Here is a 25,228-nt window from a genome sequence, read left to right on the forward strand (position 1 = left end):
GAAGGGCGCTAGGCGAAGAGCCCTTCGCCCCAATAACCGGTCTTCGAGACACCCGGCGGCACGGCGAAATGCGCCGAACCCGTGTGCTGGACGTACTCCATCATCGCGTCCTTCGAGGACAGCGCCTGCTGCATCGGCACGTACTGCTTGCGCGTGTCCCGGTTGAACGCCAAGAAGAACAGCCCCGCCTCGAGGTGCCCGACGCCGTCGGAACCGTCGACGAAGTTGTAGCCCCGGCGCAGGATCCGTACGCCGTTCAGCGCCTGGTGCGAGGCGAGCCGGACGTGCGCGTCCTCCGGGATGACCTTCTCGCCGCCCGCGCCGCCGACGTCGAGGTCCAGCTCGTCGAACTCCGCGGTCTGGCCCAGCGGCGCGCCGGTGCCCTTCGTGCGACCGACGATCTGCTGCTGGCCGTCGAGGGTTTCGCGGTCCCACGTCTCGATGTGCATCCGGATCCGGCGCGCCACCAGGTACGAGCCGCCGGCCATCCAGGCCTGGCCGTCGCCGGCGTCGGCCCACACCTGGTCGCGCAGGAAGTCCGTGTCCTCGGACTTGATGTTGTTCGTGCCGTCCTTGAAGCCGAACAGGTTCCGCGGCGTCGCCTGCGCCCGCGACGTCGACGAGCTGCGGCCGAACCCGAGCTGCGACCAGCGGACCTCGGTGACGCCGAAGCCGAGCCGCACCAGGTTGCGGACCGCGTGCACCGCCACCTGCGGGTCGTCCGCGCAGGCCTGGATGCACAGGTCGCCGCCGCTGCGGGCCGGGTCGAGCTTGTCCTTCGGGAACAGCGGCAGGTCGATCAGCTGCGGCGGCCGCTTGCCCGCCAGGCCGAACCGGCCGTCGAACAGCGACGGCCCGAAGCCGATGGTCAGCGTCAGGTTCGACGCGGGCAGGTCGAGCGCCTCGCCGGTGTCGCCGGGCGGGGCGTACTCGCCGCCGCCGACCGCGCCGTTCGCCACGACCTCCTGGCCCGCCGTCATCCGGCGGGCGGCGTCAGTCCACGTCTTCAGCAGCTGCCGCAGCTTCTCACGGTCCTTCGTGATGACGTCGAGGGCCGCGAAGTGCAGGTTCGCCTGGGTCGGCGTCACGATGCCGGCCTGGTGTTCCCCGTCGAACGCGACGGTGTTCACCGCCGCCTCGGCGCTGCCCGTCGCCTTGTCGATCCCGATCCCGGCGGCGGCCCCCGCCCCGGCGAGCGCGACCCCCGCGCCCGCCAGGCCGAACAGCTTCCGCCGCGAAACCCGCGTGCCCTCCGCCGACGTCACTTCGACACGACCTCCGCAACCTTGCTCAGCGGCTCGCTCAGCGCGTCGACCGCCGAAGCGAACTCCTTGACCTGGTCCTGGGAAAGATCCGTGTAGAGCTTGAAGCCGTCACCCGCGCGCTGCTTGTCGAGCAGGCCCTGGACGTTCGCGAACTCCTTGTCCAAAGTGGACACCAAGGCCGGGTCCTTCGCCTGCAGGACCGGCCGCAGCGAGGTGATCGCGCCCTTCGAACCGTCCACATTGGCCTGGAAGTCCCAGAGGTCGGTGTGCGAGAAGGTCTCCTCCTCGCCGGTGATCTTGCCGGTCGCGACCTCGTCGAGCAGGCCCTTCGCGCCGTTCGCGAGGTCGAGCGCGGTCAGCTCCAGCGTCTTCGTCTTCGCGACGAGGTCCTTGACGTCGGTCAGCAGCTTGTCCGCGATCTGCGGGCTGTCGGGCTGCAGGCCGGTCTTGAACAGGTCCTTCTCCAGCCGGTGGAAGCCGGTGAACTGCTGGCCCGGCTCGAGGTCGGCCTCGCGGACGTCGATCGCCGGGTCCAGGTCGCCGAACTTCTCGGCCACCGGCTCGATGCGCTCGTAGTAGACGCGGGTGCGCGCGTACGCGGCCTTCGCCTCGTCGACCTTGCCGCCCTTGACGAGGTCGACGAACTTGGCCGTCTCCTCTTCGAGGGCGGCGGTGTTGTTCGCGATGTAGTCGTTGTAGCTCTTGGTCGCCTGGGCCTTCTGCGCGTTCGCGTCGTTCTGCTTGGGCGCGCCGCCGGTTACGGTGAAGTCGCCGCGGATGCCGTTGCCGGCCATGCCCGGCTTGCACGCCGTCTGGTACTTGCCCGCGTCGGCGACCTCGACGATCAGCCGCCGGTTCAGGCCGGGCGCGATGTTCTCGACCTCGCCCATGATCCGGTCGCCCTCGGCGTAGAGGTAGAACTCGGTGACCTTGCTGCCCTTGTTGGTGATCTCGAAGGTGACGTTGCCCGCGTTGGCCGTCGTGGCGGAGACCTCGCACGCGGTGTCGGACGCCGAGACCTTGATCGGGCCGCCGTCCGCCGGGGCACCGGCGGTGTCGCTCTTGCTGTCGCAGGCGGCCAGCGTCACCAGGACGGCGGCGCCGGCCAGTACGGCCAGCGAGGGGGTCTTGCGCACGGTCACTCCTTCGAGGCGGCCGCGGCGGCGGGCGCCGGCGCGGTCTTCTTGCTGGGCTTGAGGAACAGGGGGAGCACGATGACGACGTAGGCGACCCACGCGACGGCCTGCAGCACGGTCGTCTGCTGCGAGTAGTTGAAGATGCCCTTGAGCAGGGCGCCGTACCAGGAGGTTTCGGGCAGCGTGGCCGACGCGTCGAACGCGAGCGTGCCGATGCCCGGCAGGAAGGCGGCCTCCTGCAGGTCGTGCAGGCCGTAGCCGAGCACGCCCGCGGCGACGAACACGAGCAGGACGCCGGTGATCGTGAAGAACTTGCCCAGGTTGAACCGGACGGCGCCCTTGTAGAGCAGCCAGGCGAGCACGACGGCGGCGGCGATGCCGATGGCGAAGCCGATCAGCGGCTGCACGGTGTTCGACTGCGCGGTCTGGACGGCGGAGTAGAAGAACACCGCGGTCTCGAGGCCCTCGCGCCCGACGGCGAGGAACGACAGCAGCAGGACGGCCAGCGGGCCGACGTCCAGCGCCTCGTCCATCTTCCCGCGCAGCTCGGCGGCGATGCTCTTCGACGCCTTGCGCATCCAGAAGATCATCGCGGTGACGAACACGACCGCGACGATCGAGAGGCTGCCGCCGAGCAGTTCCTGGTGCTCGAACGAGAGCTGGGCGGTCGTGTAGGTCAGGATCGCGCCGACGGCGACCGACAGCAGCACCGCGGCGCCGACGCCCGGCCACACCCAGCGCAGCGCGTGGCGCCGGTCGGTCTTGACCAGGAAGGCCACCAGGATGCTGACGACCAGCGCGGCTTCCAGGCCTTCGCGCAGCCCGATCAGCGCGCTCGAGAACAACACCGGTCCGCCTCCCTGAGTTTCTGCTTCCGAGATGGTTTTAGGTAAGGCTCACCTGTAAGTCCAGCGGTCCGGCGGCGGCTCGAAACGATGCAATCGGACAAACAGGACATCGCTTCGAAGTTAGGTTAGGGTAACCGCAGGTCAGGGGCCTGCGCGTCGACTCGATAACGAATTCTGTGACGTCGCTGGCAGTGGGCCTGTTTTAACCATCCGCTTGCCTGGTCAGGCTTCCGGGCGACCCTCTTGAGTGGCTCCGTAACCTGATCGGGTGGCCGATACCGCTCAGCCGACCGTCACGCCTTCGTCGTCGCCTCCGGGCGGCCCGCCCAGGCGGTACGTCGGCCGGATCGCCCTCGCGCTCGGGCTGGTGCTCACCGGCGTGATCCTCGTCGTCACCATCGGTGTCCGGAACCCGGACGCGCCCGCCGCGCCGCCGCCGGTCCAGCCGGCGCTGGCCATCCCGGAGCAGCGCCCGCAGCCCGGCGCCGAGTCGCCGCGCGCCGGGCTCGCCGCGCCCGTCGACCGGCCCGCGGTGTCCGACCAGGCCGAGCTCGACGCGTGGGCGACGCGCGTCGCGGACAAGACACACCTCCCGGCGCGCGTGCTCGCCGCGTATGGCCGGGCGGAGATGTGGATGCAGCGGCAGAAGCCGACGTGCCACCTGTCATGGGCGACCCTCGCCGGCATCGGCCGGGTGGAGACCGAGCGCGGGGACTTCGACCTCGCGGCGGTCGCGGCGAACGGCCGCGTCGTCAAGCCGGTGGTCGGGCCGCCGCTGGACGGCTCGCCGGGCGTCCCGGCGGTGCACGACACCGACGGCGGGAAGCTCGACGGCGACAAGTCGTGGGACCACGCGATCGGCCCGCTGCAGTTCCTGCCGTCGACGTGGAAGAAGTACCAGGAGCGGGCCAACGGCGACGGCGGCGCGCCGGACCCGCAGAACGTCGACGACGCGGCCTTCACGGCGGCGCGCTACCTGTGCTCGGGCGGCGACGACCTCGGCACGCCGGCCGGCTGGTGGCGGGCGATCCTGTTCTACAACCAGGCCGTCGCGTACGGCCAGGACGTGTTCAGCGCGGCGGATGCCTACGCGGAAGCGAGTGTCGCGCCTTAGAGCTCGCGGTCGGCGAAGAACGGTGTGACGGCCATCAGGACCAGCAGCAGCAATCCGGCGTAGGCGCCCAGGGTGGCGAAGATCGACATTTCCGGTTCCTCCCTCGTTCGGTCTGGAACCAGCTTCGCCGCTCACGGGGGTCGCGCGGATCGGCCGAGGGGCCCGCGTTGATCGGCCGAAAGTCCGAGGCCGCCCAGGCCGTTCGGCCCTGGCAGCTCAGGAGTCGCGCAACGCGATGTGCGCCTTGACCTCGCTGATCGCCTCGAGGTACTCGGGCACCGGGTTCATCGCCGACGCCATCCGCATCTGGGCGAGCGCTTCGACGAACCGGCCGAGGCGCTGCAGGGTCCGGCCCAGGATGAACCGGGCGTAGTGGTCGGTCGGATCCAGCTCCAGCACCCGCGTGAACGCCTGTTCGGCGCGGCGCAGCTGCGCGGAGTGGAAGTACGCGCGCCCGGCGAGGAGGTGCACCGACGGCTTGTCCGTCTCCGACTCCAGCAGTGGCTGCAACGCTTTCAGCGCGTCCAGCGGACGGCGGCGGCCCACCAGGTCCTCGGCCTGACGGAAGGCATGGAACCGCGACTCCTCGGGAGGCTGCGAAGCAGCTGCGGCGTCCGTCATGGTCATCCCACGTTACCTCGGAAGAGGGGGTTGCACACGCCGCCGATCGGGACGTGATGGACTGTGCCGCCATGAGCAGCCCGTACCGGGGCCTGGCGCCCTACCTGTATTACGCCGATGCCACCGCGGCGCTCGCCTGGCTGACCAGGGTCTTCGGGTTCACCGAGGAAGTCCGGTTCTGCGACGGCGCCGGTGAGGTCTTCCAGGCGGCGCTGCGCGCGGGCGAAGCGCGGATCCAGATCGCCGGCGTCGGCCCGGACTACTGGCAGGCCAAGGGCGTCGACGGACCGGTCGGCCAGCTCAACATCCTCTACGTCGACGATGTCGACGATGTGTACGAACGGGTCGGGACGGCCCTCGGCGACGAGGGCGAGCTCGACCCGCCGCAGGACCAGCCCTACGGCGCCCGCGTGTTCACCGTCGCCGATCTCGGGGGCAACAGCTGGACGTTCTGGCAGCAGACGTCCGAGACCGTCGAACTGCCGCCGGGCTGGCAGGCCGTCCGCGCGGGCGGTGAGTCCTCCAACGGGTGAACAGCCACGACGGCTAGGCTGGCAGCGTTACCGCAGGCACGACGCACCGAGGAGCATGGCGTGGCTCTCATCGAGCAGGTAGGCGCGCGCGAGATTCTGGACTCGCGTGGCAACCCGACGGTCGAGGTGGAGGTGGCCCTCGACGACGGCACGCTGGCGCGGGCCGCGGTCCCGTCGGGTGCGTCGACCGGTGAGCACGAAGCGGTCGAGCTGCGGGACGGCGACACGGGCCGCTACAACGGCAAGGGCGTCGAGCGCGCGGTCGCCGCGGTGCTCGACGAGATCGGTCCGGAGATGGTCGGCATCGAGGCCGTCGACCAGCGGATCGTCGACCAGAAGCTGGTCGACCTCGACGGCACGCCGGCGAAGTCCCGCCTCGGCGCGAACGCCATCCTCGGCGTCTCGCTGGCCGTCGCGAAGGCCGCCGCGGAGTCGGCCGAGCTGGAGCTGTTCCGCTACCTGGGCGGCCCGAACGCGCACGTGCTGCCGGTCCCGATGCTGAACATCCTCAACGGCGGTTCGCACGCGGACAGCAACGTCGACGTCCAGGAGTTCATGATCGCGCCGATCGGCGCGGAGACCTTCCGCGAGGCCCTGCGCTGGGGCGCCGAGGTCTACCACTCGCTGAAGTCGGTGCTCAAGGGCCGCGGCCTCTCGACCGGTCTCGGCGACGAAGGCGGCTTCGCGCCGAACCTGGCGAACAACCGCGAGGCGCTCGACCTGATCCTGCAGGCCATCGAGAAGGCCGGCTACACCCCGGGCCGCGACGTCGCGCTCGCCCTCGACGTCGCCGCGACGGAGTTCTTCGCCGACGGCGCGTACACCTTCGAAGGCAGCAAGAAGAGCGCGGAGCAGATGTCGGCCTACTACGCCGAACTGCTGCGCGACTACCCGCTCGTGTCCATCGAGGACCCGCTGAGCGAGGACGACTGGGACGGCTGGGTCACCCTGACCGCCGAGGTCGGCGAGAAGGTCCAGATCGTCGGCGACGACCTGTTCGTCACCAACCCGGACCGCCTCGAGGAGGGCATCACCCGCCGCGCCGCCAACGCGCTGCTGGTGAAGGTCAACCAGATCGGCACGCTGTCGGAGACGCTCGACGCGATCTCGCTGGCCACGTCGTTCGGCTACAAGTCGATGATGAGCCACCGCTCCGGCGAGACCGAGGACACGTTCATCGCGGACCTGGCGGTCGCCACCGGCGTCGGCCAGATCAAGACCGGTGCCCCGGCCCGCGGCGAGCGGATCGCCAAGTACAACCAGCTGCTGCGCATCGAGGAGACCCTCGGTGACGCCGCCCGGTACGCCGGCGAGCTGGCCTTCCCGCGGTTCAGCGCCGAGGGCTGAGCCCGCGATGGCGGACCGGGGGAGGACGACGCGCGGACGTCGCGGCAGCGGCGGGGCCGCACGGGCCGGTGGGGCTTCGCGAGCCCGCCGGCCCGAAGCCGCGCGCGCGGGGAGCCCGGGCTCCCGGCCACCCCGGACCGCCGACGGCACGACCGCGGCGCGCCGCCGCACCGGCGACGCGGACACCACCCGGGCCCGGTTGCGCCGGAGCCTGGCGGCGAAGCGCGCGTCCGGTGCGGCGAAGGTGCTCGGCATGTCCACCACCCGCCGCGCGGCGGTGGTGGCGATCGTGGTGTGCGCGCTGGCGTTCACCATCGCCGTGCCCCTGCGCACGTACCTCGCCCAGCGGACCGAGATCCGCGAGCAGCAGGCGCAGCAGGCGCAGCTGCAGCAGACGGTCGCCCAGCTCCAGGGCCGCAAGGCGGAGCTGAGCGACCCGGCGCAGATCGAGGCGGAGGCCCGGCGGCGGCTGCGGTACGTCAAGCCGGGCGAGACGCCGTACATCGTCCAGCTGCCCGAGGACAAGGCCCCGGACGCGGCGCCCCAGCAGGGACAGCAGCCGGCCGCGGCGGGCTCGTGGTACGAGAACCTCTGGAACCAGGTCTCCGGCGGCTGAAGCCCGGGTCGAGATGACGTGAATGACTCATTCATGTCGTCAGGCGACATGAATGAGTCATTCATGACATCCGGGTGGCGAGCGGGCTCGGGGCGCGGGCGGGGTGATGAGCCGCACGCTCTAACCTTGAGCGCGTGAACAGCACGCAGCAGCACCGGTACGAGCCCGTCACCGAAGCCGACCGCGAGATCATCGCGGAGCAGCTCGGGCGGCCGCCGCGGGCGCTGCGGGCCGTTGCCGCGCGGTGCCCGGGCGGGCACCCCTCCGTGGTGCAGACCAGTCCGCGGCTGGAGAACGGCACGCCGTTCCCGACGCTCTACTACCTGACCTGCCCCAAGCTGAACTCGATGATCGGCACCATCGAAGCCTCCGGGCTGATGAAGGAGATGACCGAGCGGCTCACCACCGATCCCGAGCTGGCCGCGCGGTACCAGCGCTGCCACGAGACCTACCTCGCCGAGCGCGACGCCATCGAGCCGCTCGGCCACCAGGTCACCGCCGGGGGCATGCCCGGCCGGGTCAAGTGCCTGCACGTGCACGTCGCCCACGCGCTCGCGGTCGGTCCCGGCGTGAACCCGTTCGGTGACGAGACGCTGGAGCTCCTTAAGGCGAACGGGTGGCCCTCGGGGGATTGCGCCGCGTAACGCTCGCGCGTCGTGAACAGATAACTGGTCTGGGTGAGCGAAAACCCCATTCGGTTCTCTCGAAGGGGTGAAACCTCGCGTCGGGTACGGCAGGCTGTCTCCCGAGCGGGGCGACCGATCCGGCCAGGAGGGCTCTGAGACATGCGCGTGCGGCGGCTGCCTGACGCAGTCGGGAGTCACGCCCGAAGATTCGGGCTCCGCCACCGCACCGCGTTCCCCCTGATCACCGGCATCTTCGCGGTGCTCCCCGCGGTGGCGGCCGGTGGCGGCACCCTCGGCTGGCTCGGCGGTACCGGTGACCACACCCGCGACGCCGCCCTCGGCCAGGGCTACGACCCCGGCAACGCCGCCCTCCAGCAGATCGCCGTCGACGGCACCCTTCCCGGCGCGCCCACCCCGCTGCCGCTCCCGGCGTACGAGCTCCCCGACGGTCCCCTCGGCATCCCGGCCACCGCGCTCGCCGCCTACAAGAACGCCGCGGACGTCCTCGGCCGCGAGCTGCCCGCGTGCCACATCGACTGGGCCCTGATCGCCAGCATCGGCCGGATCGAGTCCAACCACGCGCGCGGCGGGTACGTCGACGCGGCCGGCACCACCCGCGAACCGATCCTCGGCCCCCAGCTCAACGGCCAGGGCGGGTTCGCCGCGATCCCGGACACCGACCACGGCGAGCTCGACACGGACCCGGTCTGGGACCGCGCGGTCGGCCCGACGCAGTTCATCCCGGCGACGTGGAAGGGCTACGCGTCCGACGGCAACGGCGACGGCAAGTCCGACCCCAACAACATCTTCGACGCGGCCCTGGCGACCGGGCGTTACCTCTGCTCGGGCGGCTTCGACCTGGCGAACCCGGACCAGCTGCGCGGCGCGATCTACCGGTACAACAACTCCGACACGTACGTGAACACCGTGATCCTCTGGGCCGAGGCCTACCGCAACGGGATCATGCAGGTGCCGGACAGCACCGTGCCGATCGGCGCGCCGAACGCGGCGGCCCTGCCCGCGCCGCCGGCGATCCCGCCCCCGCCGGTCCCGACGACGACTCCGCCGGTCCCCACGACGACGCCGACCACCCCGGGCACGACGACGCCGAAGACCACGCCGCCGGCCTCGTGTACGAAGCCGCCGACGACGACACCCACCACGACCACGGTGATCAGCACGACGACCACCCCGCCGCAGGAGACGACTCCGCCGACCTCGGTCAGCAGCCCGGAGCCGCCGACCACGACCCCGTCCCCGACGTGCGGCGCCACGATCACCTCGGTGACCACGACCACGACGACCACGACCGTGGGGCCGCCACCCGCCGGTTAGGGTGATCGCATGCCTCGTGTTGCCGCGATCGACTGTGGGACCAACTCCATCCGCCTGCTCGTCGCCGAGCTGACGCCGCGCCACGACGGCACGGTCGACCTGCGCGACCTGCACCGCGAGATGCGGATCGTCCGGCTCGGCCAGGGCGTCGACGCCACCGGGCAGCTGGCTCCCGAAGCCATCGAACGCACCCGGGCCGCGCTCGCCGACTACACGATCGCCGCGCGGCGCAAGGGCGTCGAGAAGGTGCGGATGGTCGCCACGTCCGCGACCCGCGACGCGAAGAACCGCGACGACTTCTTCCGCATGACCCGCGAGACGCTGGGCGTCGAGGCCGAGGTGATCACCGGCGACGAGGAGGCGCGGCTGTCCTTCACCGGCGCGGTGGGCGAGCAGGACCCGGACGACGGCCCGTTCGTGGTGGCCGACGTCGGCGGCGGCTCGACCGAGCTGGTCCTCGGCACGTGGGACGGCCGCCAGGCCGAGGTGCTCGCCGCGAAGTCGGTCGACATCGGCTGCGTCCGCATCACCGAGCGCGCGCTGAAGAGCGACCCGCCGGCCGCGGACGAGATCGCCACCGCCCGCGACCTGGCGGGCAAGGTGCTGACCGAGGCGTTCGACGTGGTCGACGTCGCCCGCGCGAAGACGTGGGTGGGCGTCGCGGGCACGGTGACGACGCTGTCGGCGATCGCGCTGGGACTGCCGGAGTACGACAGCGAGCGCGTCCACCTGTCCACTTTGAGCCCGGCGGACATCGACCGGCTGGCGTCGCGGCTGCTGTCGGAGAACCACGCGCAGCGAGCGGCCAACCCGGTGATCCACCCGGGCCGGGTCGACGTGATCGGCGGCGGCGCGGTGGTGGTCCAGACCCTGGCCGAGCAACTGGCGGCGCGCGGCGGCCCGACCGAACTGGTGGTCAGCGAGCACGACATCCTCGACGGCATCGCCCTCTCCCTGGCCTGATCGGCCGCCACCCACGTCATGAAAGGGTCGTTCATGTCGCCGGATGACATGAACGACCCTTTCATGTCATCCGGCGGGGCGTGAAGTGCCTGACCGACCGTTCGGCCACCCCAAAAGACTTGTGCCACAAGGGAACCGTGGGTGAGCGCGTGATGACCACCTGTCCACGCTAGGCCGTCCGGAGTATCCGGATTCCTACGTTGGTTGTGCTCCAACCAGGTGGTCCCGACGACCGTCACACATTTGCAACACCGCAGTCCTGTGATCAGCTTCATCGGCCCCGATAGCGTGCGTCTCACCTTTCGGACACACCGGATATGGAGGGGATCATGCGTCGTTCGCGCAGGCTCTGGGGACCCACGGTGGTGATGACTTCGCTGGCACTCGTGCTCGCCGCGTGCGGTGGCGGGTCGGGCAGTTCCGCGGGAGCCGGCGAGACAAACCCGGACGGCGCGGTCAGCGTCTACGGCACCGAACCGCAGAACGCGCTGGTCCCGACGAACATCAACGACCTCGGCGGCACCAAGGCGATCCAGGTCATGTTCGCCACGCTCGTCGGCTTCAAGGGCGCGGACGCCAAGCCGTTCAACCTGATGGCCGACTCGATCACCACGACCGACTCCAAGGTCTACGACATCAAGATCAAGCAGGGCTGGAAGTTCCACGACGGCACCGAGGTGAAGGCGCACAACTTCATCGACGCCTGGAACTACGGCGCCTACGCCCCGAACGGCCAGCTCAACACCGACTTCTTCTCGAACATCCAGGGGTACAAGGACGTCCACCCCGCCGACGAGAACGCCAAGCCGGCCACGGACAAGATGTCCGGCCTGGTGCAGAAGGGCGACTACGAGTTCCAGGTCACCCTGGACGCGCCGTTCTCCGTGTTCGACATCAAGGTCGGCTACCAGGCGTTCGCGCCGCTGCCCGACGCGTTCTTCAAGGACCCCAAGGGCTTCGAGCAGCACCCCATCGGCAACGGCCCGATGAAGTTCGTCTCGCGGACGCCGAACCAGGACATCAAGCTCACCCGCAACGACGACTACAAGGGTGACGACAAGGTCCACTTCAAGGACCTCGACATCAAGATCTACTCGAGCCAGGAGACCGCCTACCAGGACCTCCTGAGCGGGCGGCTCGACTTCATGGAGGCGCTGCCGCCGTCGGCGGTCGCGGGCGGCAAGTACAAGTCCGACCTCGGCGACCGGCTCGTCACCGGCCACCTGCTCGGCATCAGCACCATCGCCATCCCGTACTACGTGCCGGGTTACAACAACCTCGAACTGCGCAAGGCCATCTCGATGTCGATCGACCGCGCGCAGATCACCAAGACCGTCATGAACGACACCTACGTGCCGGCGGACGGCTACATCTCGCAGGGCATCCCCGGCGCGCGTCCCGGCGTGTGCAAGTTCTGCAAGTACGACCCCGCGGCGGCGAAGGAGGCGTTCCAGAAGTCCGGGTTCACGGGCAAGCTGACCATCGCGTCCAACGCGGACGGTGGCCGCAAGGAACCGCTGGTCGCGGCCTGCAACAGCATCAAGAACACCCTCGGCGTCGAGTGCGACTTCGTGCCCGCGACCGACTTCGGCCAGTGGCGCAGCATCGTGACCGGGCACAAGCTGACCGGCATGGGCCGCTCGGACTGGTCGGCGGACTACCCGTCCATCGAGGACTTCCTCAACCCGCTCTACAAGACCGGCGGGTCCTCGAACGACTCGACGTACTCGAACCCGAAGGTCGACGCGCTCCTCGCGCAGGCGGACGGCACCGCCGACAAGGACGCCGCGGTCAAGCTGTACCAGCAGGCCGAGGACCTGATCGCGCAGGACCTCCCGACGATCCCGGTCTGGGACGAGAAGGGCGTCGCGGCGAAGTCGAAGAACCTCAAGTCGGCGGCGCTGGACTTCCGGCGCATGCCGGACTACCCGTCCATCGAGGTCCTGAAGAAGTAGTGACGCGCTGATCTGCCGCAACCACCACCACGCCGTCGTGAGTGGGAAACAGTGTCCTGACCCTGTTTCCCACTCACGACGGCCGGCGCGCACTAGGAACTCGTCATGATCCGCTACGTCCTGCGACGGCTGCTCCAGCTGATCCCGGTGTTCTTCGGCACCACCTTCCTCATCTACGTCCTGGTCTGGGCCGTGCCCGGCGACCCCTTCTCCGGCAAGTGCGGCCAGACCGCCTGCCCGCCGGCCTACATCGCCCAGATGACCGAGAAGTTCCACCTGGACGACAACATCTTCGTGCAGTACTTCAAGTACCTCGGGAGCCTGCTCACCGGCGACTGGGGCGAGACCTTCAACGGCACCTCCGTCGGCGAGCTGATCGCCACGTCGTACCCGATCACGCTGCGCCTGGCCGTGATCGCCGTGGTGATCGAGGCCCTCATCGGGCTGACCGCCGGCGTGCTGACCGGTCTGCGCGGCAAGGGTTTCCTCGACAACCTCGTCCTGGTCTCGACGACGTTCCTGATCTCGCTGCCGGTCTTCGTCACGGCGATCGTGCTGCAGCTCGCCCTGGGCGGCAACGGCCTCGGGCTGATCGAGGCCAGCGTGTCGGACGACCCGGGCATCGGCGAGCTGATCGTGCCCGGCATCGCGCTCGGCAGCCTGTCGATGGCCTACGTCGCCCGGCTGGCGAGAACGAGCATCGCCGAGAACCGCCGCGCCGACTACGTGCGGACGGCGATCGCGAAGGGCCAGCCGCAGAGCCGGGTCGTGCTCGTCCACCTGCTGCGCAACTCGGTGATCCCGGTGCTGACGTTCCTCGGCACCGACCTCGGCGCCCTGATGGGCGGCGCGATCGTCACCGAAGGCGTGTTCAACATCAACGGCCTGGGCGGGCTCATCTTCCGCGGCATCCAGAACCGGGAGAGCGCGACCGTCGTCGGCGTCGTCGTCCTGCTGGTGCTGGTGTACCTGCTGATGAGCCTGATCGTCGACCTGCTCTACGCCGTTCTCGACCCGAGGATCCGCTATGACTGACCCGAACCTGGTGGGCGGCGGCGGGGCCGACGCGGCCGAGCTGTCCCGCGTCGACGACTCCGCCACCGGCCCGCAGAAACCCCGCAGCCTGTGGAGCGACGCGTGGCGCCAGCTGCGGCGCAAACCCGCGTTCGTCGCCTCTGCCGTGATCATCCTGCTGATCGTGCTGATCGCGATCGCGCCCGGTCTGTTCAGCTCGCGCGAGGCGGGCTTCAGCGACCTCGCGCACGCCAACGAAGGCCCGTCCGCGGACGCCTGGTTCGGCTACGACAACCAGGGCCAGGACGTCTACGCCCGCACCATCTACGGCACCCGCGCGTCGGTGCTGGTCGGGGTGTTCGCGACGCTGCTGACCGTCCTCATCGGCTCGGTGGTCGGCATCCTCGCCGGCTACTACGGCCGGCTCGTCGACAGCCTGCTGTCGCGCTTCGGCGACATCTTCGCCGGCCTGCCGTTCGTGCTCGGCGCGATCGTCATCCTGACGACGTTCAACGCGCCCGGCTCGAACCCCGGCGCGGTCACCATCATCATCCAGGTGGTCTGCTCGATCGCGGTGCTGAGCTGGCCGGTCGCCATGCGCATCATGCGGTCGGCGACGCTGGTGGCCAAGCAGCTCGACTACGTCAAGGCCGCGCGCGGCCTCGGCGCGAGCACGCCGCGGATCATCTTCCGGCACCTGCTGCCGAACACCCTCGCGCCGGTGCTGGTGTACGCGACGATCGCGCTCGGCGCGTTCATCGGCGCCGAAGCGACGCTGGCCTACCTCGGCATCGGCGTGCGCCCGCCGGTGATCTCGTGGGGCGTGCTGATCAGCGACTCGCGGGACTACTTCCGCAACGACCCGCACATGCTGCTGTTCCCCGGCGCTTTCGTCACCCTGACCGTGCTGGCCTTCGTGATGCTGGGTGACGGCATCCGCGACGCGCTCGATCCGAAGTCGAGGTAGATCCTCTTGTCCGACAACGAACTCCTGCTCGAAGTAGAGGACCTGCACGTCGAGTTCCGCACGTCCGACGGCGTGGCCAACGTCCTCAACGGCGTCGGCTATTCGGTGCACGCCGGGGAAACCCTCGCCGTGCTGGGCGAATCCGGTTCCGGGAAGAGCGTCACCGCGCAGACGGTGATGGGCATCCTCGACATGCCACCCGGCGTGATCACCGCCGGCGCCGTCCGCTGGCGCGGCGAAGACCTGCTGACCGCGTCCGACGAACGCCGTCGCGAAGTGCGCGGCAGCGAGATCGCGATGATCTTCCAGGACGCGCTTTCCGCGCTGAACCCCGTGTTCACCGTGGGCTTCCAGATCGAGGAACAGCTGCGCGTGCGGCTCGGGATGTCCAAAAAGGACGCCCGGAAGCGGGCGATCGAGCTGCTCGACATCGTCCGCATCCCGGCGGCCGAACGGCGGATCAAGGACTACCCGCACCAGTTCTCCGGCGGCATGCGCCAGCGCGCGATGATCGCGATGTCGCTGGCCCTCGACCCGGACCTGCTCATCGCCGACGAGCCGACCACCGCCCTCGACGTCACCGTCCAGGCCCAGATCATGGACCTCCTAGGTGAAATACAGGCCGAGCGGAAGATGGGGCTCGTCCTCATCACCCATGACTTGGGCGTGGTCGCGGAGGTCGCCGACCGGATCGCGGTGATGTACGCGGGCCGGATCGTCGAGCAGGCCGACGTCGTCGAGCTGTTCCGCGCGCCGGCCCACCCCTACACCGCCGCGCTGATGGACTCCCTGCCCCGGCTCGACCTCAAAGGACAGACGCTGGAAACCATCAAGGGCCTGCCGCCGAGCCTCCTCGACATCCCACCGGGCTGCCCGTTCCACCCGAGGTGCAAGCGGGCCGAAGCGCGGTGCAGCGAGGAAGTGCCGCCACCGCACGGCATCGGCTTCGGCCGGACCAGCGCGTGCCACTTCGCCGAAGAGGTGGTGAACTCCCGTGCCTGAGCCGATCCTTTCGGTCACCGACCTCAAGAAGTACTTCCCGGTCCGCACCGGCATCCTGTTCAAGCGCACGATCGGCCAGGTCAAAGCCGTCGACGGCGTCTCGTTCGACCTGATGCCGGGCGAGACGCTCGGCGTCGTCGGCGAGTCCGGCTGCGGCAAGTCCACTTTGGCCCAGGTGCTGATGCGCCTGGAGGAACCCACCGGTGGGTCGGCGAAGTTCGAAGGTCGTGACATCTTTTCGATGCGCGGCGCCGAACTGCGGAAGCTGCGGCGCGAGATCCAGATCGTGCTGCAGGACCCGTACACCTCGCTGAACCCGCGGATGACCGTCGGCGACATCGTCGGCGAGCCGTTCGAGATCCACTCCGACGTCGCGCCCAAGGGATCGCGGGCGACGAAGGTGCAGGAGCTGCTGGAAGTCGTCGGGCTCAACCCGGAGCACCTCAACCGCTACCCGCACCAGTTCTCCGGCGGGCAGCGCCAGCGCATCGGCATCGCGCGGGCGCTGGCGCTGCGGCCCAAGGTGATCATCTGCGACGAGCCGGTGTCCGCATTGGACGTCTCGATCCAGGCGCAGGTGATGAACCTGCTCGGCGACCTGCAGACCGAGTTCGGGCTGTCGTACGTGTTCATCGCCCACGACCTGTCCGTGGTGCGGCACCTGTCCAACCGGGTCGCGGTGATGTACCTCGGCAAGATCGTCGAGATCGGGACGGACGAGGAGATCTACGAGCGACCCTCCCACCCGTACACCCAGGCGCTGCTGTCGGCGGTGCCGGTGGCCGACCCGGCCGTGCGCGGGCAGCGGCAGGTGATCCGGCTGACCGGCGACGTGCCGAGTCCCCTGGATCCCCCGTCCGGGTGCCGGTTCCGCACCCGTTGCTGGAAGGCGCAGGACAAGTGCGCGACGGAGGTCCCGGAGCTGGTGCCCAGGACGGACGGCCACTTGTCAGCTTGTCACTTCGCCGAGCAGAAGTCGGTTGTTCCGTAACGTACTTTCTGCCGTTGTAAGTGCAATGTCCGGTCTATACGGTGCAGGAACCGCTTTCCGAGGAGGAGAATCGTGCACAGACCCAGGCTTCTCGCCGCGGCCATGGCCGTCCCGCTGTTCGGGGCGATCTCGGCCGTCGCGGTCCCGGTCGCGTCGGCGCAGCCCGCGCTGTCCGGCCCGGCGACCGAGTTCACCGTGCTCGCCAAGGACACGCAGAGCATCGGCACCGCCCAGCAGGCGATCAAGGCCGCCGGCGGCACCGTGCTGGAGACCAACACCGCCGTCGGCCTCATCAAGGCCAGCGCCCCGGCCACCGGGTTCACCGAGCGCGTCTCGGCGAACCGGGCCGTGTTCGGCGCGGCCAAGTCGCAGGTCATCGGCTCGCTGCCGAAGAACGGCAAGAAGGCCAAGAGCGACAACGCCGAGAAGGAAGGCCGCGGCGCGACGTCGAAGAAAAGTGTCACAGCCGCAAATGCCGTCGGGATGGACCCGCTGGACGACCAGCTCTGGGGCCTCAAGTCCGTCCGCTCCGACCTCTCGCGCACCAAGCAGGCCGGCAGCAAGCAGGTCAAGGTCGGCGTCATCGACACCGGCATCGACGGCACGCACCCGGACATCGCGCCGAACTTCGACGCGGCCGACTCGCGCAACTTCACCAAGGACATCCCGTTCGACGTCAACGGCGTCGAGGTCGACGGGCCCTGTGAGTTCCGCGGCTGCGTCGACCCGGCCAACCACGACGACGGCGGCCACGGCACGCACGTCGCCGGCACCATCGCCGCCGCGGCCAACGGCTTCGGCGTCTCGGGCGTCGCGCCGAACGTGACGCTGGTGAACATCCGCGCCGGCCAGGACTCGGGGTACTTCTTCCTGCAGCCGACCGTCGACGCGCTGACCTACGCCGGCGACGCGGGCATCGACGTCGTCAACATGTCGTTCTACACCGACCCGTGGCTGTACAACTGCACGGCGAACCCGGCCGACTCGGCCGCCGAGCAGGCCGAGCAGCGCACGATCATCGAGGCGACCCAGCGCGCGCTGAACTACGCGCACCGCAAGGGCGTCACGATGGTGGTCGCGCTGGGCAACCAGCACACCGACCTCGGCGCGCCGCAGCCGGACACCACCAGCCCGGACTACCCGGCGAACACGACGCACCCGCGCACGATCGACAACAACTCGTGCCTCAACCTGCCGGTCGAGGGCAACCACACGATCGGCGTGAGCGCGTTCGGGCCGTCGCAGGCGAAGGCGGACTACTCGAACTACGGCACCGAGCAGATCTCGGTTTCCGCGCCGGGCGGCTACTTCCGCGACGGTTTCGGTACGCCGTGGTTCCGCACGGTCGAGAACGAGATCCTCTCGACGTACCCGAAGAACGTGGGCGTGGCCGAGGGCAACATCGACGCGAACGGCAACGTGACGCCGGCCGGTGTCGCGCTGGGCGTCCAGAAGGCGACGGCGGCCGACGGCCGGGTCGGCTACTACCAGTGGCTGCAGGGCACGTCGATGGCGACCCCGCACGCGACCGGCGTCTCGGCGCTGATCATTTCCCAGTACGGCAAGAAGTCGCACGGTGAGTTCGGCCTGGACCCGGACAAGGTCCAGCGCGTGCTCGAGGGCACGGCGACGGACATCGCCTGCCCGACGCCGCGGACGGTGGACTACCTGGACGAAGGCCGGGACGCGTCGTTCACGGCCACGTGCGTGGGTGACCCGTCGTTCAACGGCTTCTACGGCCACGGCGCGGTCGACGCCTACGCGGCGGTGACGCGCGGTTCGCAGTACCTGAAGTAGGAAGTTCCGCACGACGGCCCACCCCCAGCCGGGGGTGGGCCGTTTCGCGTCGCGCGGCAACCTTTTCGGGGGCTCGGGCGTATCCACCGGGACAAGGGGGAGGTTTCGGGTGGACGTGCGTGAACCGGCGTTGCCGGTCGATCCGTGGTTGCCGGGCGAGCCGACGGTCGCGGAGGTGGCGGCCGCCCGGGCGTGGCTCGCCCAGCGGGGCGTCCGGGTGTGGCTGCCGACCCGGCTGCTCTCGCTGCGGCTCGGCTCCCGGGAGTGGGCCGCCAAGATGGTGTCGCCGTGGTTCGGGGCGGTTTACGTCATGGTGCTCACCGTGGGCAGTTTCCTGCCGGAGGTGCCCGGCCGGCTGGGCCTGCTCTTCGTCGTGTTCGCCGTCCTGATGGTGGTCCGCTCACGGGAGATCCGCCGCCGGGAAGACGTCGCCGAGCGCTGGGCGGGCACCGGCACGCCGCCGGCGCCGCGGGAGGCCGTGCGGCAGGTCGGCGGGTGGTACCTGGCCGCCACCGCGATCACCTTCGCCGGGGGAGCGGCCTTGTGCGCGGCGACGATCGTGCTCGATCCGGCCTTCGACGCCTTCGCCCAGACCGCGGCGCTGGCCGTGGGGGCCGGCGCCACCGTCGCGGTCGCCGGCCGGATCCTGCGGGCCCCGGTCATCGCGGAGGATGCCAGCTCGCGGGTGGTCGACGCCCTGCTCCGGGCCCAGGACGCCTACCGTTACGCGCCGTCGGCGGTGTTCGCCCTCGCGGTGCTGCCCGCGACGATGGCCGCCGGGCGGCTGCCCGGCTGGCTCGAGTGGACGGCGGTCGCGTACGCCGTGGTCGCGCTCGGGACCTTCGTGGCCGGCTGGCTGGTGACGCGCCGCCGCGAGCTGCCGCCGGGCTTCTACGGCCGGTAAACCTCTCCGGCGCTTCGCGCGTGTACGTCGGGATAAGGGGAGGTCCGATGATCGTGCTGACGGCGGAGGAGCGCGCGGCGGCGAAGTGGCTGAAGCGGCACGGCGTGAGCGTGGCCGAGCCGGCGACGCTGCTGACGGCGCGGCTGAGCCCCCGCGGCGGCAAGGGCGTGCCGGAGGCGTTCGTCCCGGTGGTCGTCGTGACCGTGGTGAACTGCGTGGCCCTGTTCGGCTACCGGTTCCTGCAGCTCCTGCCCGGAGTGGAGCGAGCCGACCTGCCGGCCGGTGGGATCGCGACCTTGACGGCCGTGCTGGTGCTGTCGGTGGCGTGGCTCCACCGCCGCGCCGGCGACCGGCGGGCCGCGGTGCAGCTGGGAACCCGGCGCCTGGACCGGCCGACGCCGCCGTGGCGCGAGGTGGTCGGCGGCTGGTACGTGACGTCGCTGGCGATCACGTTCGGCGGCGGCGCCGTCCTCGGCATCGCGCTGGCGGCCGCCGGTTCGCTGTGGGCGGTCTTCTGGCTCGCCCTGCTCGCGGTCGGCGCCGTCGTGGAGGCGGTGATCCTGACCGGGGTGCTGCGCCGGCCGGTCCTCGCCGAGGACGACGGTTCGCTGGCGGTCGACGTCGTGACGCGGCTGGAGGACGTCCACCTCGCCCTGCCGTCGTTCTTCGCGGTGCCGGTGGTCGTCGACCTCGTCTTCGAGAACCCGCCGGGCCGGCCGTGGCTCACCGGTTACGTCGTGCTGGCGGTCGCCACGCACGTCGTCGCGTGGTTCGCCCAGCGTCGCCGGGTTCCGGAGTTGCCCGCATCCGGCGACTACGGGGTGCCGGCGTGAGCCGCGCGAGCGAGCGCGCGGCCGCGCTGCGCTGGCTGGCGAGCCGCGGACAGCGCGTCTCGGCACCGACGCCGTTCATCGACGCGTTGCTGGCCACGCGCAACCTCACCCGCCGCAGCCTGCTGTGGCTGGTGGTGTTCGGCGTCCCCGCGCTCGTCGGTGCGGTCGGCTACATGGATCTGTTCGGCGCGAACACGAGCGCGCCGGTGTACTTCATCTGCCTGGCCATCCAGCTGTCGGTGTGGCGGTCCGTCCGGTCCGCGCAGCGGCAGCTGGCGAAGCAGATTTCCCCGTGGCGCAGGGAAGTGGGACGCCCTGGCGGCTGGTTCCTCACGGCCTGCGCGCTGGCCTACGGCGGCGGCGTGGCTATCGCGGTCCCGCTGCTGTCCACGGCGCCGCGCTACGCCACCGGCCGGCTGATCCTGCTGGGGGTTTTCGGGCTGTGCGCGGTGCTGATCCTGGTCAGCTTCCTGCGGGCGCCGGTGCTCGCCGTGGACGAGGCGTCGGCCGCGGTGTACCGCGGGTTGCGGGCGGAGAACGTCCACGCGGCGTCGCCGGCCCTGGTCGCGGTGCCGTCGCTCCTGGACGTCGTCACCAAGTCCCCGTTGCCGCGCGGGTACTGGCCGCTCCTGGTCGCGTACGCCGGGGTGGTCGTGGCGGCCGAGCTGGTCGCGTACGTCCGGGGGCGCCGTCCGCTGCCACCGGGGCACTACGGCGACCCGGTGCCGCGGGGGTCCGAGGTCGACTGGTCGCCCCCGGGCCCCCGCTGACCGGGCAAACTGGCGACGTGATCGACAACAGCGCGCTCGAAGCCGCCAGGACGCGCCTAGCCGCCGGCGTCCCGCTCGACGCCGTGCTCGCCGAGCTGCGCGAGGGCGGGTGCACCCAGGTGGACGGCATCCGCGCGGTGTGCGCGCTGACCGGCGCTTCCCTGGCCGAGGCCAAGGAGATCGTGCACGTCAGCCCCGCGTGGGCGGACGTCCGGCAACGCGCCGACGACCTCCACCGGTCCCTGGAGCAGGGTCTCTCCGGGGACCGGTGAAGCTCAGCGGTTCGAGGCCTTCTTCACGAACTTCGCGAGGTCCTTCGACTGCTGCACCCGCGTCGGCTCGTGGACGTACATCATGTGCCCCGCCGGGTAGTACGCCGTGTCGATGTTCTCCCGCAGCTCCTCCGGGATCTGCAGGTGGGCGAGCACGTGCTCGGCCGCGTAGTACGCCGTCGCGCCGTCGTAGTGGCCGAACGCCACGTGGACCCGCAGGTGCGGGTTCGCGCGCATCGCCGCGCTCACCGAGTCCACCACCGACACCGAGCGGCCCTCGAAGTCCGAGTACGACCACGCCTTGAACGTGTCCTCGTGGATGAGCTCGTACGGCAGGTCGTTCTCGTACCCGAGCTCGGCCCGCACGTAGTGGTTGAACGACGCCGCGTACGCGCCGATCACCCGGGAGATCGACGGGTCGTCGCTCATGTGCTCGCGGCCGCCGTCCGGCTCCCACGTGGTGAAGCGGCCGTCCATCCGGCCGACCGTCAGGCCGCGGTCGCGCAGCAGCTCGGTGAAGAACCGGACGTGCTCGATCCGCAGGTTCACCCGGTCCACATAGGACTCGGTGAGGCCGGTCAGCGACGCCAGCGTGGCCACCGCCTCGGCCCGGTCCTGAGTGGACAGGCGCGCGCCGCGCGAAAGCACGTACGGCAGGTCCTTCGCCGCGAAGTCCTCGGCGTCGGCGAGGACGTCGTCGAGCGGGCGCTCGCCGTGCAGGCCGTGGTAGTGCGCGATGGCCGCGTACGTCGGCACGTACAGCGAGTACGGCAGGTCGTTGCCCTCGGTGAACCGCAGCGTGCCGAGGTCGAGCACCGACGAGATCAGCAGCAGGCCGTTGAGGTAGAGCCCGTGCCGCTCCTGCAGGTGCGCGGCCAGCCCGGCGGCGCGCAGCGTGCCGTAGGACTCGCCGGCCAGGAACTTCGGCGACAGCCAGCGCTGGTGGCGCGACACCCAGAGCCGGATGACCTCGCCGACCGACTCGATGTCGCCCTTGAAGCTGTGGAAGTCCTTCGTCTCCTCGCCGCCCGAAACGCGCGAGTAGCCGGTCGACACCGGGTCGATGAACACCAGGTCGCTGTGCGCGAGCAGCGTCTCGGGGTTGTCGGCCAGCCCGTACGGCGGCGGCACCAGGTCGTCGACGTCGCCGGAGAGCACCCGCCGCGGCCCCAGCAGGCCCATGTGGAGCCAGATGCTCGACGAGCCGGGGCCGCCGTTGAAGGCGAAGGTCACCGGCCGCGTGCCCGGGTCGGCGTCGTCGAGGGTGTAGGAGGTGATGAACACCTCCGCCTTCGCCTTGAAGCCCTCGGACTTGCCGTCCTTGACGATCTCCTTGCGGAGCACGATCCGGCCCGCCTTCGCCGTGTACGCGAGCTTCTTGCGCTTCACGGTGAGCGTGTGCTGGGTCGTGACGATGTCGTCGGTCGGCTCGGCCGGGATCTCCGTCGTCTCCGCGGCCTTCTTCTCGGGGGCCTCTTCGGGGGTCGTGTCCGCCATGGCCCCAACCTAGTTGTGGCAGGGTGACTTGGTGCACACCGGGGACTGGCCGGCGACGGTCGAGGAGGCGCCGGCCGTCCAGGAGCGGCTGCGCGTGCTGGTCGACTTCACCGACGACCTCCCGGAGCTGCCGCCGACGGTGACCGGCCTCGACGTCGCCTACGACGCGCCGGCCGTCATTTCGGAGACCAGAAGGGCAACGGGGCGCGTGCGAGCCGGTGGTACGGGCGAGGCCGGTCCGGTCGGTTTTCGCGAGTCGAAGCAGCTGTCGATTTTGCCGGACCGGCAGTGCGGCGTGCTGGTCGACGAAGGCCACCGGGTCGCCCACGTTCTGTGCTCCGCCTCCGCAAGTCGCGCAGGTCTGATGCCCGGGTGGCCGGCGTTCGGAGTCGTCGAGCCCCGGACCGTCGACGATCTCGACGCCCGCGGTCGTCGAGCGCCATCGGTCGACCCGGTTGGGCGCGTTCAGGAGGGCATCAAGGCCGGGTACCTCCCGGCCGGGCAGCAGATCGGGGTGCACGCCGGCTACCTGACCCCGCGCTACCGCCTGCCCGAGACGACGCGGCGGGCCGACCGGCTGTCCCGGGCGGCGCTGCGATGAGGTCACTGGCCGAGCTGGACGTCGCGGTCGCCGGGTGTCGCGCCTGCCCGCGGCTGGTGACCTGGCGCGAGGGCGTCGCGGGCACGAAGGCGGCGTTCCGCGGCGAGGAGTACTGGGCGCGCCCGGTGCCGGGCTTCGGGCCGCCGGACGCGTCGCTCGCGGTGGTCGGGCTGGCGCCCTCGGCGCACGGCGCGAACCGCACCGGCCGGATGTTCACCGGCGACCCGTCGGGCGACTTCCTCTTCCGGGTGCTGCACGAGGTCGGCCTCGCGTCCCAGCCGACGTCCGCGCGGCTGGGCGACGGTCTCGAGCTGTACGGCACGCGGCTCGTCTCGCCGGTGCGCTGCGCCCCGCCGGAGAACAAGCCGACCCCGGCCGAGCGCGACACGTGCCGTCCGTGGCTCGCGGAGGAGCTGACGCTGTTACGTCCGACACTGCGCTCGATCGTGGTGCTCGGGGCGTTCGGCTGGCAGGCGTTACTGCCCGTGCTCGCCGCGGCGGGCTGGCCGGTGCCGCGACCGCGTCCGGCGTTCGCGCACGGCGCCGTCGTGGAGCTGGGCGACCTGCGGCTTTTCGGCTGTTATCACGTATCCCCGCGCAATGTCCAGACTCACCGCGTGACCCACGCCATGGTGGCCGACGTGTTCCGCGCCGCGACCTCGGTGACGGGTCAGAACTGAATCGTTACGGAAACCGCAGCGACGCTGGTCACAGCCGGATGGGGCCCCCGAGCGGGGTCGCGGCGAAGGTGTCACCATGAGGACATGGCTGCTGCGAAGTCGAAGTCGGAACCGACTCGGATCCTCGTCCTCGGTGGTGGGTACGTCGGGCTCTACACGGCGTACGGCCTCCAGAAGATGCTCCGGGCCAACGAGGCCTCCGTGACCGTCGTTGACCCGCAGCCCCACATGACCTACGCGCCGTTCCTCCCGGAGGCCGCGGCCGGCGCGATCGAGCCCCGGCACGTGGTCGTGCCGCTGCGGCGGGTGCTCAAGCGCTGCCATGTGCTGACCGCGCGCGTCACCAAGATCGAGAACGAGAAGAAGTCCGTCACGGTCGAGGCGGCCGACGGCCACATCGAGCAGCTGGGCTACGACATCCTGGTCGTCGCGCTCGGCGCCGTCGCGCGCATCCTCCCGATCCCGGGCCTGGTCGAGCAGGGCATCGCCTTCAAGACCATCGGCGAGGCGATCTACCTGCGCAACCACATCATGACCAAGCTCGACGAGGCGGCCAGCACGCTCGACCCCGAGCTGCGCAAGCGCCTGCTGACGTTCACGGTGGTCGGCGGCGGGTTCGCCGGCATCGAGGCGCTGGCCGAGCTCGAGGACATGACCCGGTTCGCGGTGGAGAACTACTACCCGAACATCAAGGTCTCCGACATCCGCTGGGTGCTCGTCGAGGCCGCCGGCCGGATCCTGCCCGAGGTCCGCGAGACCCTCGGCGTGTACACGGTCGAGCAGCTGGAGAAGCGCGGCATCGAGGTGTACCTGTCGACGGCGGCGAAGTCGTTCGAGAACGGCCACGTCGTGCTCTCGGACGGCACGGAGTTCGACACGGACACGATCATCTGGACGGCCGGCGTGAAGGCCAACCCGGTGCTGGCCAACTCGGACCTGCCGCTGGACAAGCGCGGCCGCCTCGAGGCGACGGCCGCGATGCAGGTCGTGGGGCACCCGGAGGTGTGGACCGCGGGCGACAACGCGGCGATCCCGGACCTTTCGCGGACCGAAGAGGACCCGACGGCGACGTGCCCGCCGAACGCGCAGCACGCGGTCCGCCAGGCGACGCTGCTGGCGAAGAACATCATCAAGGTCCTGCGCGGCGGCAAGCCGAAGGACTACTTCCACAAGAACCTCGGCGCGGTGGCGAGCCTCGGCCTGCACAAGGGCGTCGCGGACGCGCTGAACCTGAAGATCAAGGGCTTCCCGGCGTGGCTCTTCCACCGCGCGTACCACCTCAAGGCGATGCCGACGTGGAACCGCCGCATCCGCATCCTGTTCGACTGGATCCTCGGTGGGCTGTTCCGGCGCGAGGTCATTTCGCTGGGTCAGATCAACAACCCGAAGGACGAGTTCGCGCGCGTTTCGAAGTCCTGACGCCCTTTTTTCGAAAGCCCCTGGCCCTCGCGGCCGGGGGCTTTCGTCGTTTTCGGGGCTATTGCAGGGAAATGCCCGGCTATGTGCCGGTGAGCGACATGGTCTGGACAACTGGGCCGATG

At 70.3% G+C, this 25,228-nt stretch carries 25 protein-coding genes; 20 read left to right on the forward strand and 5 right to left on the reverse strand.

Going from position 1 to position 25,228, the window contains the following annotated elements; genetic code table 11:
- Positions 1-8: 8 nt before the first annotated feature.
- From efeB to efeU, 3 genes are read right to left on the reverse strand one after another with little or no spacing between them, the layout of a single operon-like run.
- The gene (gene efeB, locus ABFJ78_RS08770) at positions 9-1,265 is read right to left on the reverse strand and encodes an iron uptake transporter deferrochelatase/peroxidase subunit (RefSeq protein ID WP_436385293.1); all 1,257 of its coding nucleotides are present in this window, start codon (positions 1,263-1,265) and stop codon (positions 9-11) included.
- Positions 1,262-2,407: an iron uptake system protein EfeO gene (efeO, locus tag ABFJ78_RS08775; RefSeq protein WP_436385294.1), complete on the reverse strand. Its 1,146-nt coding sequence runs from the start codon at positions 2,405-2,407 to the stop codon at positions 1,262-1,264. Before efeO ends, efeB begins: the two co-directional genes overlap by 4 nt.
- Complete coding sequence (gene efeU, locus ABFJ78_RS08780; RefSeq protein WP_436385295.1) at positions 2,404-3,249, reverse strand: iron uptake transporter permease EfeU; 846 nt, start codon at positions 3,247-3,249, stop codon at positions 2,404-2,406. The genes efeO and efeU overlap by 4 nt, the downstream gene beginning before the upstream one ends.
- A 367-nt stretch (positions 3,250-3,616) precedes the next feature.
- On the opposite strand from efeU, the gene ABFJ78_RS08785 reads away from it, so the two are divergent.
- Positions 3,617-4,363, forward strand: coding sequence for a lytic murein transglycosylase (locus tag ABFJ78_RS08785; RefSeq protein ID WP_436385426.1), 747 nt, complete (start codon positions 3,617-3,619; stop codon positions 4,361-4,363).
- A 216-nt stretch (positions 4,364-4,579) separates the two neighbouring features.
- Here ABFJ78_RS08785 and ABFJ78_RS08790 read toward each other — a convergent pair whose 3' ends face one another.
- Positions 4,580-4,984, reverse strand: a complete 405-nt coding sequence (locus ABFJ78_RS08790) for a tetratricopeptide repeat protein (protein WP_436385296.1) — start codon at positions 4,982-4,984, stop codon at positions 4,580-4,582.
- Between the two features lie 71 nt (positions 4,985-5,055).
- Between ABFJ78_RS08790 and ABFJ78_RS08795 the strand changes: the two genes are divergently transcribed.
- The 16 genes from ABFJ78_RS08795 (at position 5,056) to ABFJ78_RS08870 (ending at position 20,909) form a co-directional block, all read left to right on the forward strand.
- Positions 5,056-5,517, forward strand: coding sequence for a VOC family protein (locus tag ABFJ78_RS08795; protein WP_436385297.1), 462 nt, complete (start codon positions 5,056-5,058; stop codon positions 5,515-5,517).
- Between the two features lie 60 nt (positions 5,518-5,577).
- The gene (gene eno, locus ABFJ78_RS08800; protein WP_086865093.1) at positions 5,578-6,864 is read left to right on the forward strand and encodes a phosphopyruvate hydratase; all 1,287 of its coding nucleotides are present in this window, start codon (positions 5,578-5,580) and stop codon (positions 6,862-6,864) included.
- Positions 6,865-7,117: 253 nt separating this feature from the next.
- Positions 7,118-7,480, forward strand: a complete 363-nt coding sequence (locus ABFJ78_RS08805; protein WP_364452528.1) for an FtsB family cell division protein — start codon at positions 7,118-7,120, stop codon at positions 7,478-7,480.
- 134 nt (positions 7,481-7,614) lie between these two features.
- A complete protein-coding gene (locus ABFJ78_RS08810; RefSeq protein ID WP_436385298.1) occupies positions 7,615-8,124 on the forward strand; it encodes a DUF501 domain-containing protein in 510 nt (169 codons plus the stop codon).
- Between the two features lie 141 nt (positions 8,125-8,265).
- Positions 8,266-9,441, forward strand: a complete 1,176-nt coding sequence (locus ABFJ78_RS08815; RefSeq protein WP_436385299.1) for a lytic transglycosylase domain-containing protein — start codon at positions 8,266-8,268, stop codon at positions 9,439-9,441.
- Positions 9,442-9,450: 9 nt separating this feature from the next.
- Complete coding sequence (locus ABFJ78_RS08820) at positions 9,451-10,404, forward strand: Ppx/GppA phosphatase family protein (protein WP_436385300.1); 954 nt, start codon at positions 9,451-9,453, stop codon at positions 10,402-10,404.
- A 329-nt stretch (positions 10,405-10,733) separates the two neighbouring features.
- On the forward strand, positions 10,734-12,359 hold the full coding sequence (locus tag ABFJ78_RS08825) for a peptide ABC transporter substrate-binding protein (RefSeq protein ID WP_436385301.1): 1,626 nt from the start codon (positions 10,734-10,736) through the stop codon (positions 12,357-12,359).
- A 105-nt stretch (positions 12,360-12,464) separates the two neighbouring features.
- The gene (locus tag ABFJ78_RS08830; RefSeq protein ID WP_436385302.1) at positions 12,465-13,394 is read left to right on the forward strand and encodes an ABC transporter permease; all 930 of its coding nucleotides are present in this window, start codon (positions 12,465-12,467) and stop codon (positions 13,392-13,394) included.
- Positions 13,387-14,340 (forward strand): ABC transporter permease, encoded by a 954-nt coding sequence (locus ABFJ78_RS08835; protein WP_436385303.1) that lies wholly within the window; start codon positions 13,387-13,389, stop codon positions 14,338-14,340. The genes ABFJ78_RS08830 and ABFJ78_RS08835 overlap by 8 nt, the downstream gene beginning before the upstream one ends.
- A 6-nt stretch (positions 14,341-14,346) precedes the next feature.
- Positions 14,347-15,342 carry an ABC transporter ATP-binding protein gene (locus ABFJ78_RS08840; RefSeq protein ID WP_372663360.1) on the forward strand — a complete coding sequence of 332 codons (996 nt, stop codon included), beginning with the start codon at positions 14,347-14,349 and terminating at the stop codon, positions 15,340-15,342.
- Positions 15,335-16,333, forward strand: coding sequence for an ABC transporter ATP-binding protein (locus ABFJ78_RS08845; protein ID WP_436385304.1), 999 nt, complete (start codon positions 15,335-15,337; stop codon positions 16,331-16,333). The genes ABFJ78_RS08840 and ABFJ78_RS08845 overlap by 8 nt, the downstream gene beginning before the upstream one ends.
- Positions 16,334-16,435: 102 nt before the next feature.
- Positions 16,436-18,130, forward strand: a complete 1,695-nt coding sequence (locus ABFJ78_RS08850) for a S8 family serine peptidase (RefSeq protein ID WP_436385427.1) — start codon at positions 16,436-16,438, stop codon at positions 18,128-18,130.
- Positions 18,131-18,239: 109 nt separating this feature from the next.
- Positions 18,240-19,034, forward strand: a complete 795-nt coding sequence (locus ABFJ78_RS08855) for a hypothetical protein (RefSeq protein ID WP_436385305.1) — start codon at positions 18,240-18,242, stop codon at positions 19,032-19,034.
- A 47-nt stretch (positions 19,035-19,081) separates the two neighbouring features.
- Positions 19,082-19,867: a hypothetical protein gene (locus ABFJ78_RS08860; RefSeq protein ID WP_436385306.1), complete on the forward strand. Its 786-nt coding sequence runs from the start codon at positions 19,082-19,084 to the stop codon at positions 19,865-19,867.
- A complete protein-coding gene (locus ABFJ78_RS08865) occupies positions 19,864-20,637 on the forward strand; it encodes a hypothetical protein (protein ID WP_436385307.1) in 774 nt (257 codons plus the stop codon). Before ABFJ78_RS08860 ends, ABFJ78_RS08865 begins: the two co-directional genes overlap by 4 nt.
- Positions 20,638-20,654: 17 nt before the next feature.
- Positions 20,655-20,909, forward strand: a complete 255-nt coding sequence (locus ABFJ78_RS08870) for a hypothetical protein (protein ID WP_436385308.1) — start codon at positions 20,655-20,657, stop codon at positions 20,907-20,909.
- Between the two features lie 3 nt (positions 20,910-20,912).
- On the opposite strand, the gene ABFJ78_RS08875 is transcribed toward ABFJ78_RS08870, so the two are convergent.
- Positions 20,913-22,406 carry a S10 family peptidase gene (locus ABFJ78_RS08875; protein ID WP_436385309.1) on the reverse strand — a complete coding sequence of 498 codons (1,494 nt, stop codon included), beginning with the start codon at positions 22,404-22,406 and terminating at the stop codon, positions 20,913-20,915.
- Between the two features lie 31 nt (positions 22,407-22,437).
- Here ABFJ78_RS08875 and ABFJ78_RS08880 point away from each other — a divergent pair, with 31 nt between their 5' ends.
- The 3 genes from ABFJ78_RS08880 (at position 22,438) to ABFJ78_RS08890 (ending at position 25,106) form a co-directional block, all read left to right on the forward strand.
- Positions 22,438-23,007, forward strand: a complete 570-nt coding sequence (locus ABFJ78_RS08880) for an endonuclease V (RefSeq protein WP_436385310.1) — start codon at positions 22,438-22,440, stop codon at positions 23,005-23,007.
- Entirely contained in the window at positions 23,004-23,687 is a 684-nt protein-coding gene (locus tag ABFJ78_RS08885; protein ID WP_436385311.1) for a uracil-DNA glycosylase, read from the forward strand. Before ABFJ78_RS08880 ends, ABFJ78_RS08885 begins: the two co-directional genes overlap by 4 nt.
- A gap of 84 nt (positions 23,688-23,771) precedes the next feature.
- Positions 23,772-25,106, forward strand: coding sequence for an NAD(P)/FAD-dependent oxidoreductase (locus tag ABFJ78_RS08890; RefSeq protein WP_436385312.1), 1,335 nt, complete (start codon positions 23,772-23,774; stop codon positions 25,104-25,106).
- The last annotated feature ends 122 nt before the right edge of the window (positions 25,107-25,228 follow it).

Origin of the sequence: Amycolatopsis sp. MEPSY49, assembly GCF_051337345.1 — a bacterium.
Lineage (GTDB): Bacteria > Actinomycetota > Actinomycetes > Mycobacteriales > Pseudonocardiaceae > Amycolatopsis.

Excerpts from the sequence above, each read along its gene's own strand:
- ABFJ78_RS08850 (WP_436385427.1), top strand. The coding sequence starts at position 16,436 with ATGGCCGTCCCGCTGTTCGGGGCGATCTCGGCCGTCGCGGTCCCGGTC.
- ABFJ78_RS08790 (WP_436385296.1), bottom strand. The coding sequence starts at position 4,984 with ATGACGGACGCCGCAGCTGCTTCGCAGCCTCCCGAGGAGTCGCGGTTC.
- ABFJ78_RS08830 (WP_436385302.1), top strand. The coding sequence starts at position 12,465 with ATGATCCGCTACGTCCTGCGACGGCTGCTCCAGCTGATCCCGGTGTTC.
- ABFJ78_RS08885 (WP_436385311.1), top strand. The coding sequence starts at position 23,004 with ATGAGGTCACTGGCCGAGCTGGACGTCGCGGTCGCCGGGTGTCGCGCC.
- ABFJ78_RS08820 (WP_436385300.1), top strand. The coding sequence starts at position 9,451 with ATGCCTCGTGTTGCCGCGATCGACTGTGGGACCAACTCCATCCGCCTG.
- ABFJ78_RS08875 (WP_436385309.1), bottom strand. The coding sequence starts at position 22,406 with ATGGCGGACACGACCCCCGAAGAGGCCCCCGAGAAGAAGGCCGCGGAG.
- ABFJ78_RS08860 (WP_436385306.1), top strand. The coding sequence starts at position 19,082 with ATGATCGTGCTGACGGCGGAGGAGCGCGCGGCGGCGAAGTGGCTGAAG.
- ABFJ78_RS08815 (WP_436385299.1), top strand. The coding sequence starts at position 8,266 with ATGCGCGTGCGGCGGCTGCCTGACGCAGTCGGGAGTCACGCCCGAAGA.
- ABFJ78_RS08825 (WP_436385301.1), top strand. The coding sequence starts at position 10,734 with ATGCGTCGTTCGCGCAGGCTCTGGGGACCCACGGTGGTGATGACTTCG.
- ABFJ78_RS08890 (WP_436385312.1), top strand. The coding sequence starts at position 23,772 with ATGGCTGCTGCGAAGTCGAAGTCGGAACCGACTCGGATCCTCGTCCTC.
- ABFJ78_RS08835 (WP_436385303.1), top strand. The coding sequence starts at position 13,387 with ATGACTGACCCGAACCTGGTGGGCGGCGGCGGGGCCGACGCGGCCGAG.
- ABFJ78_RS08805 (WP_364452528.1), top strand. The coding sequence starts at position 7,118 with ATGTCCACCACCCGCCGCGCGGCGGTGGTGGCGATCGTGGTGTGCGCG.
- ABFJ78_RS08795 (WP_436385297.1), top strand. The coding sequence starts at position 5,056 with ATGAGCAGCCCGTACCGGGGCCTGGCGCCCTACCTGTATTACGCCGAT.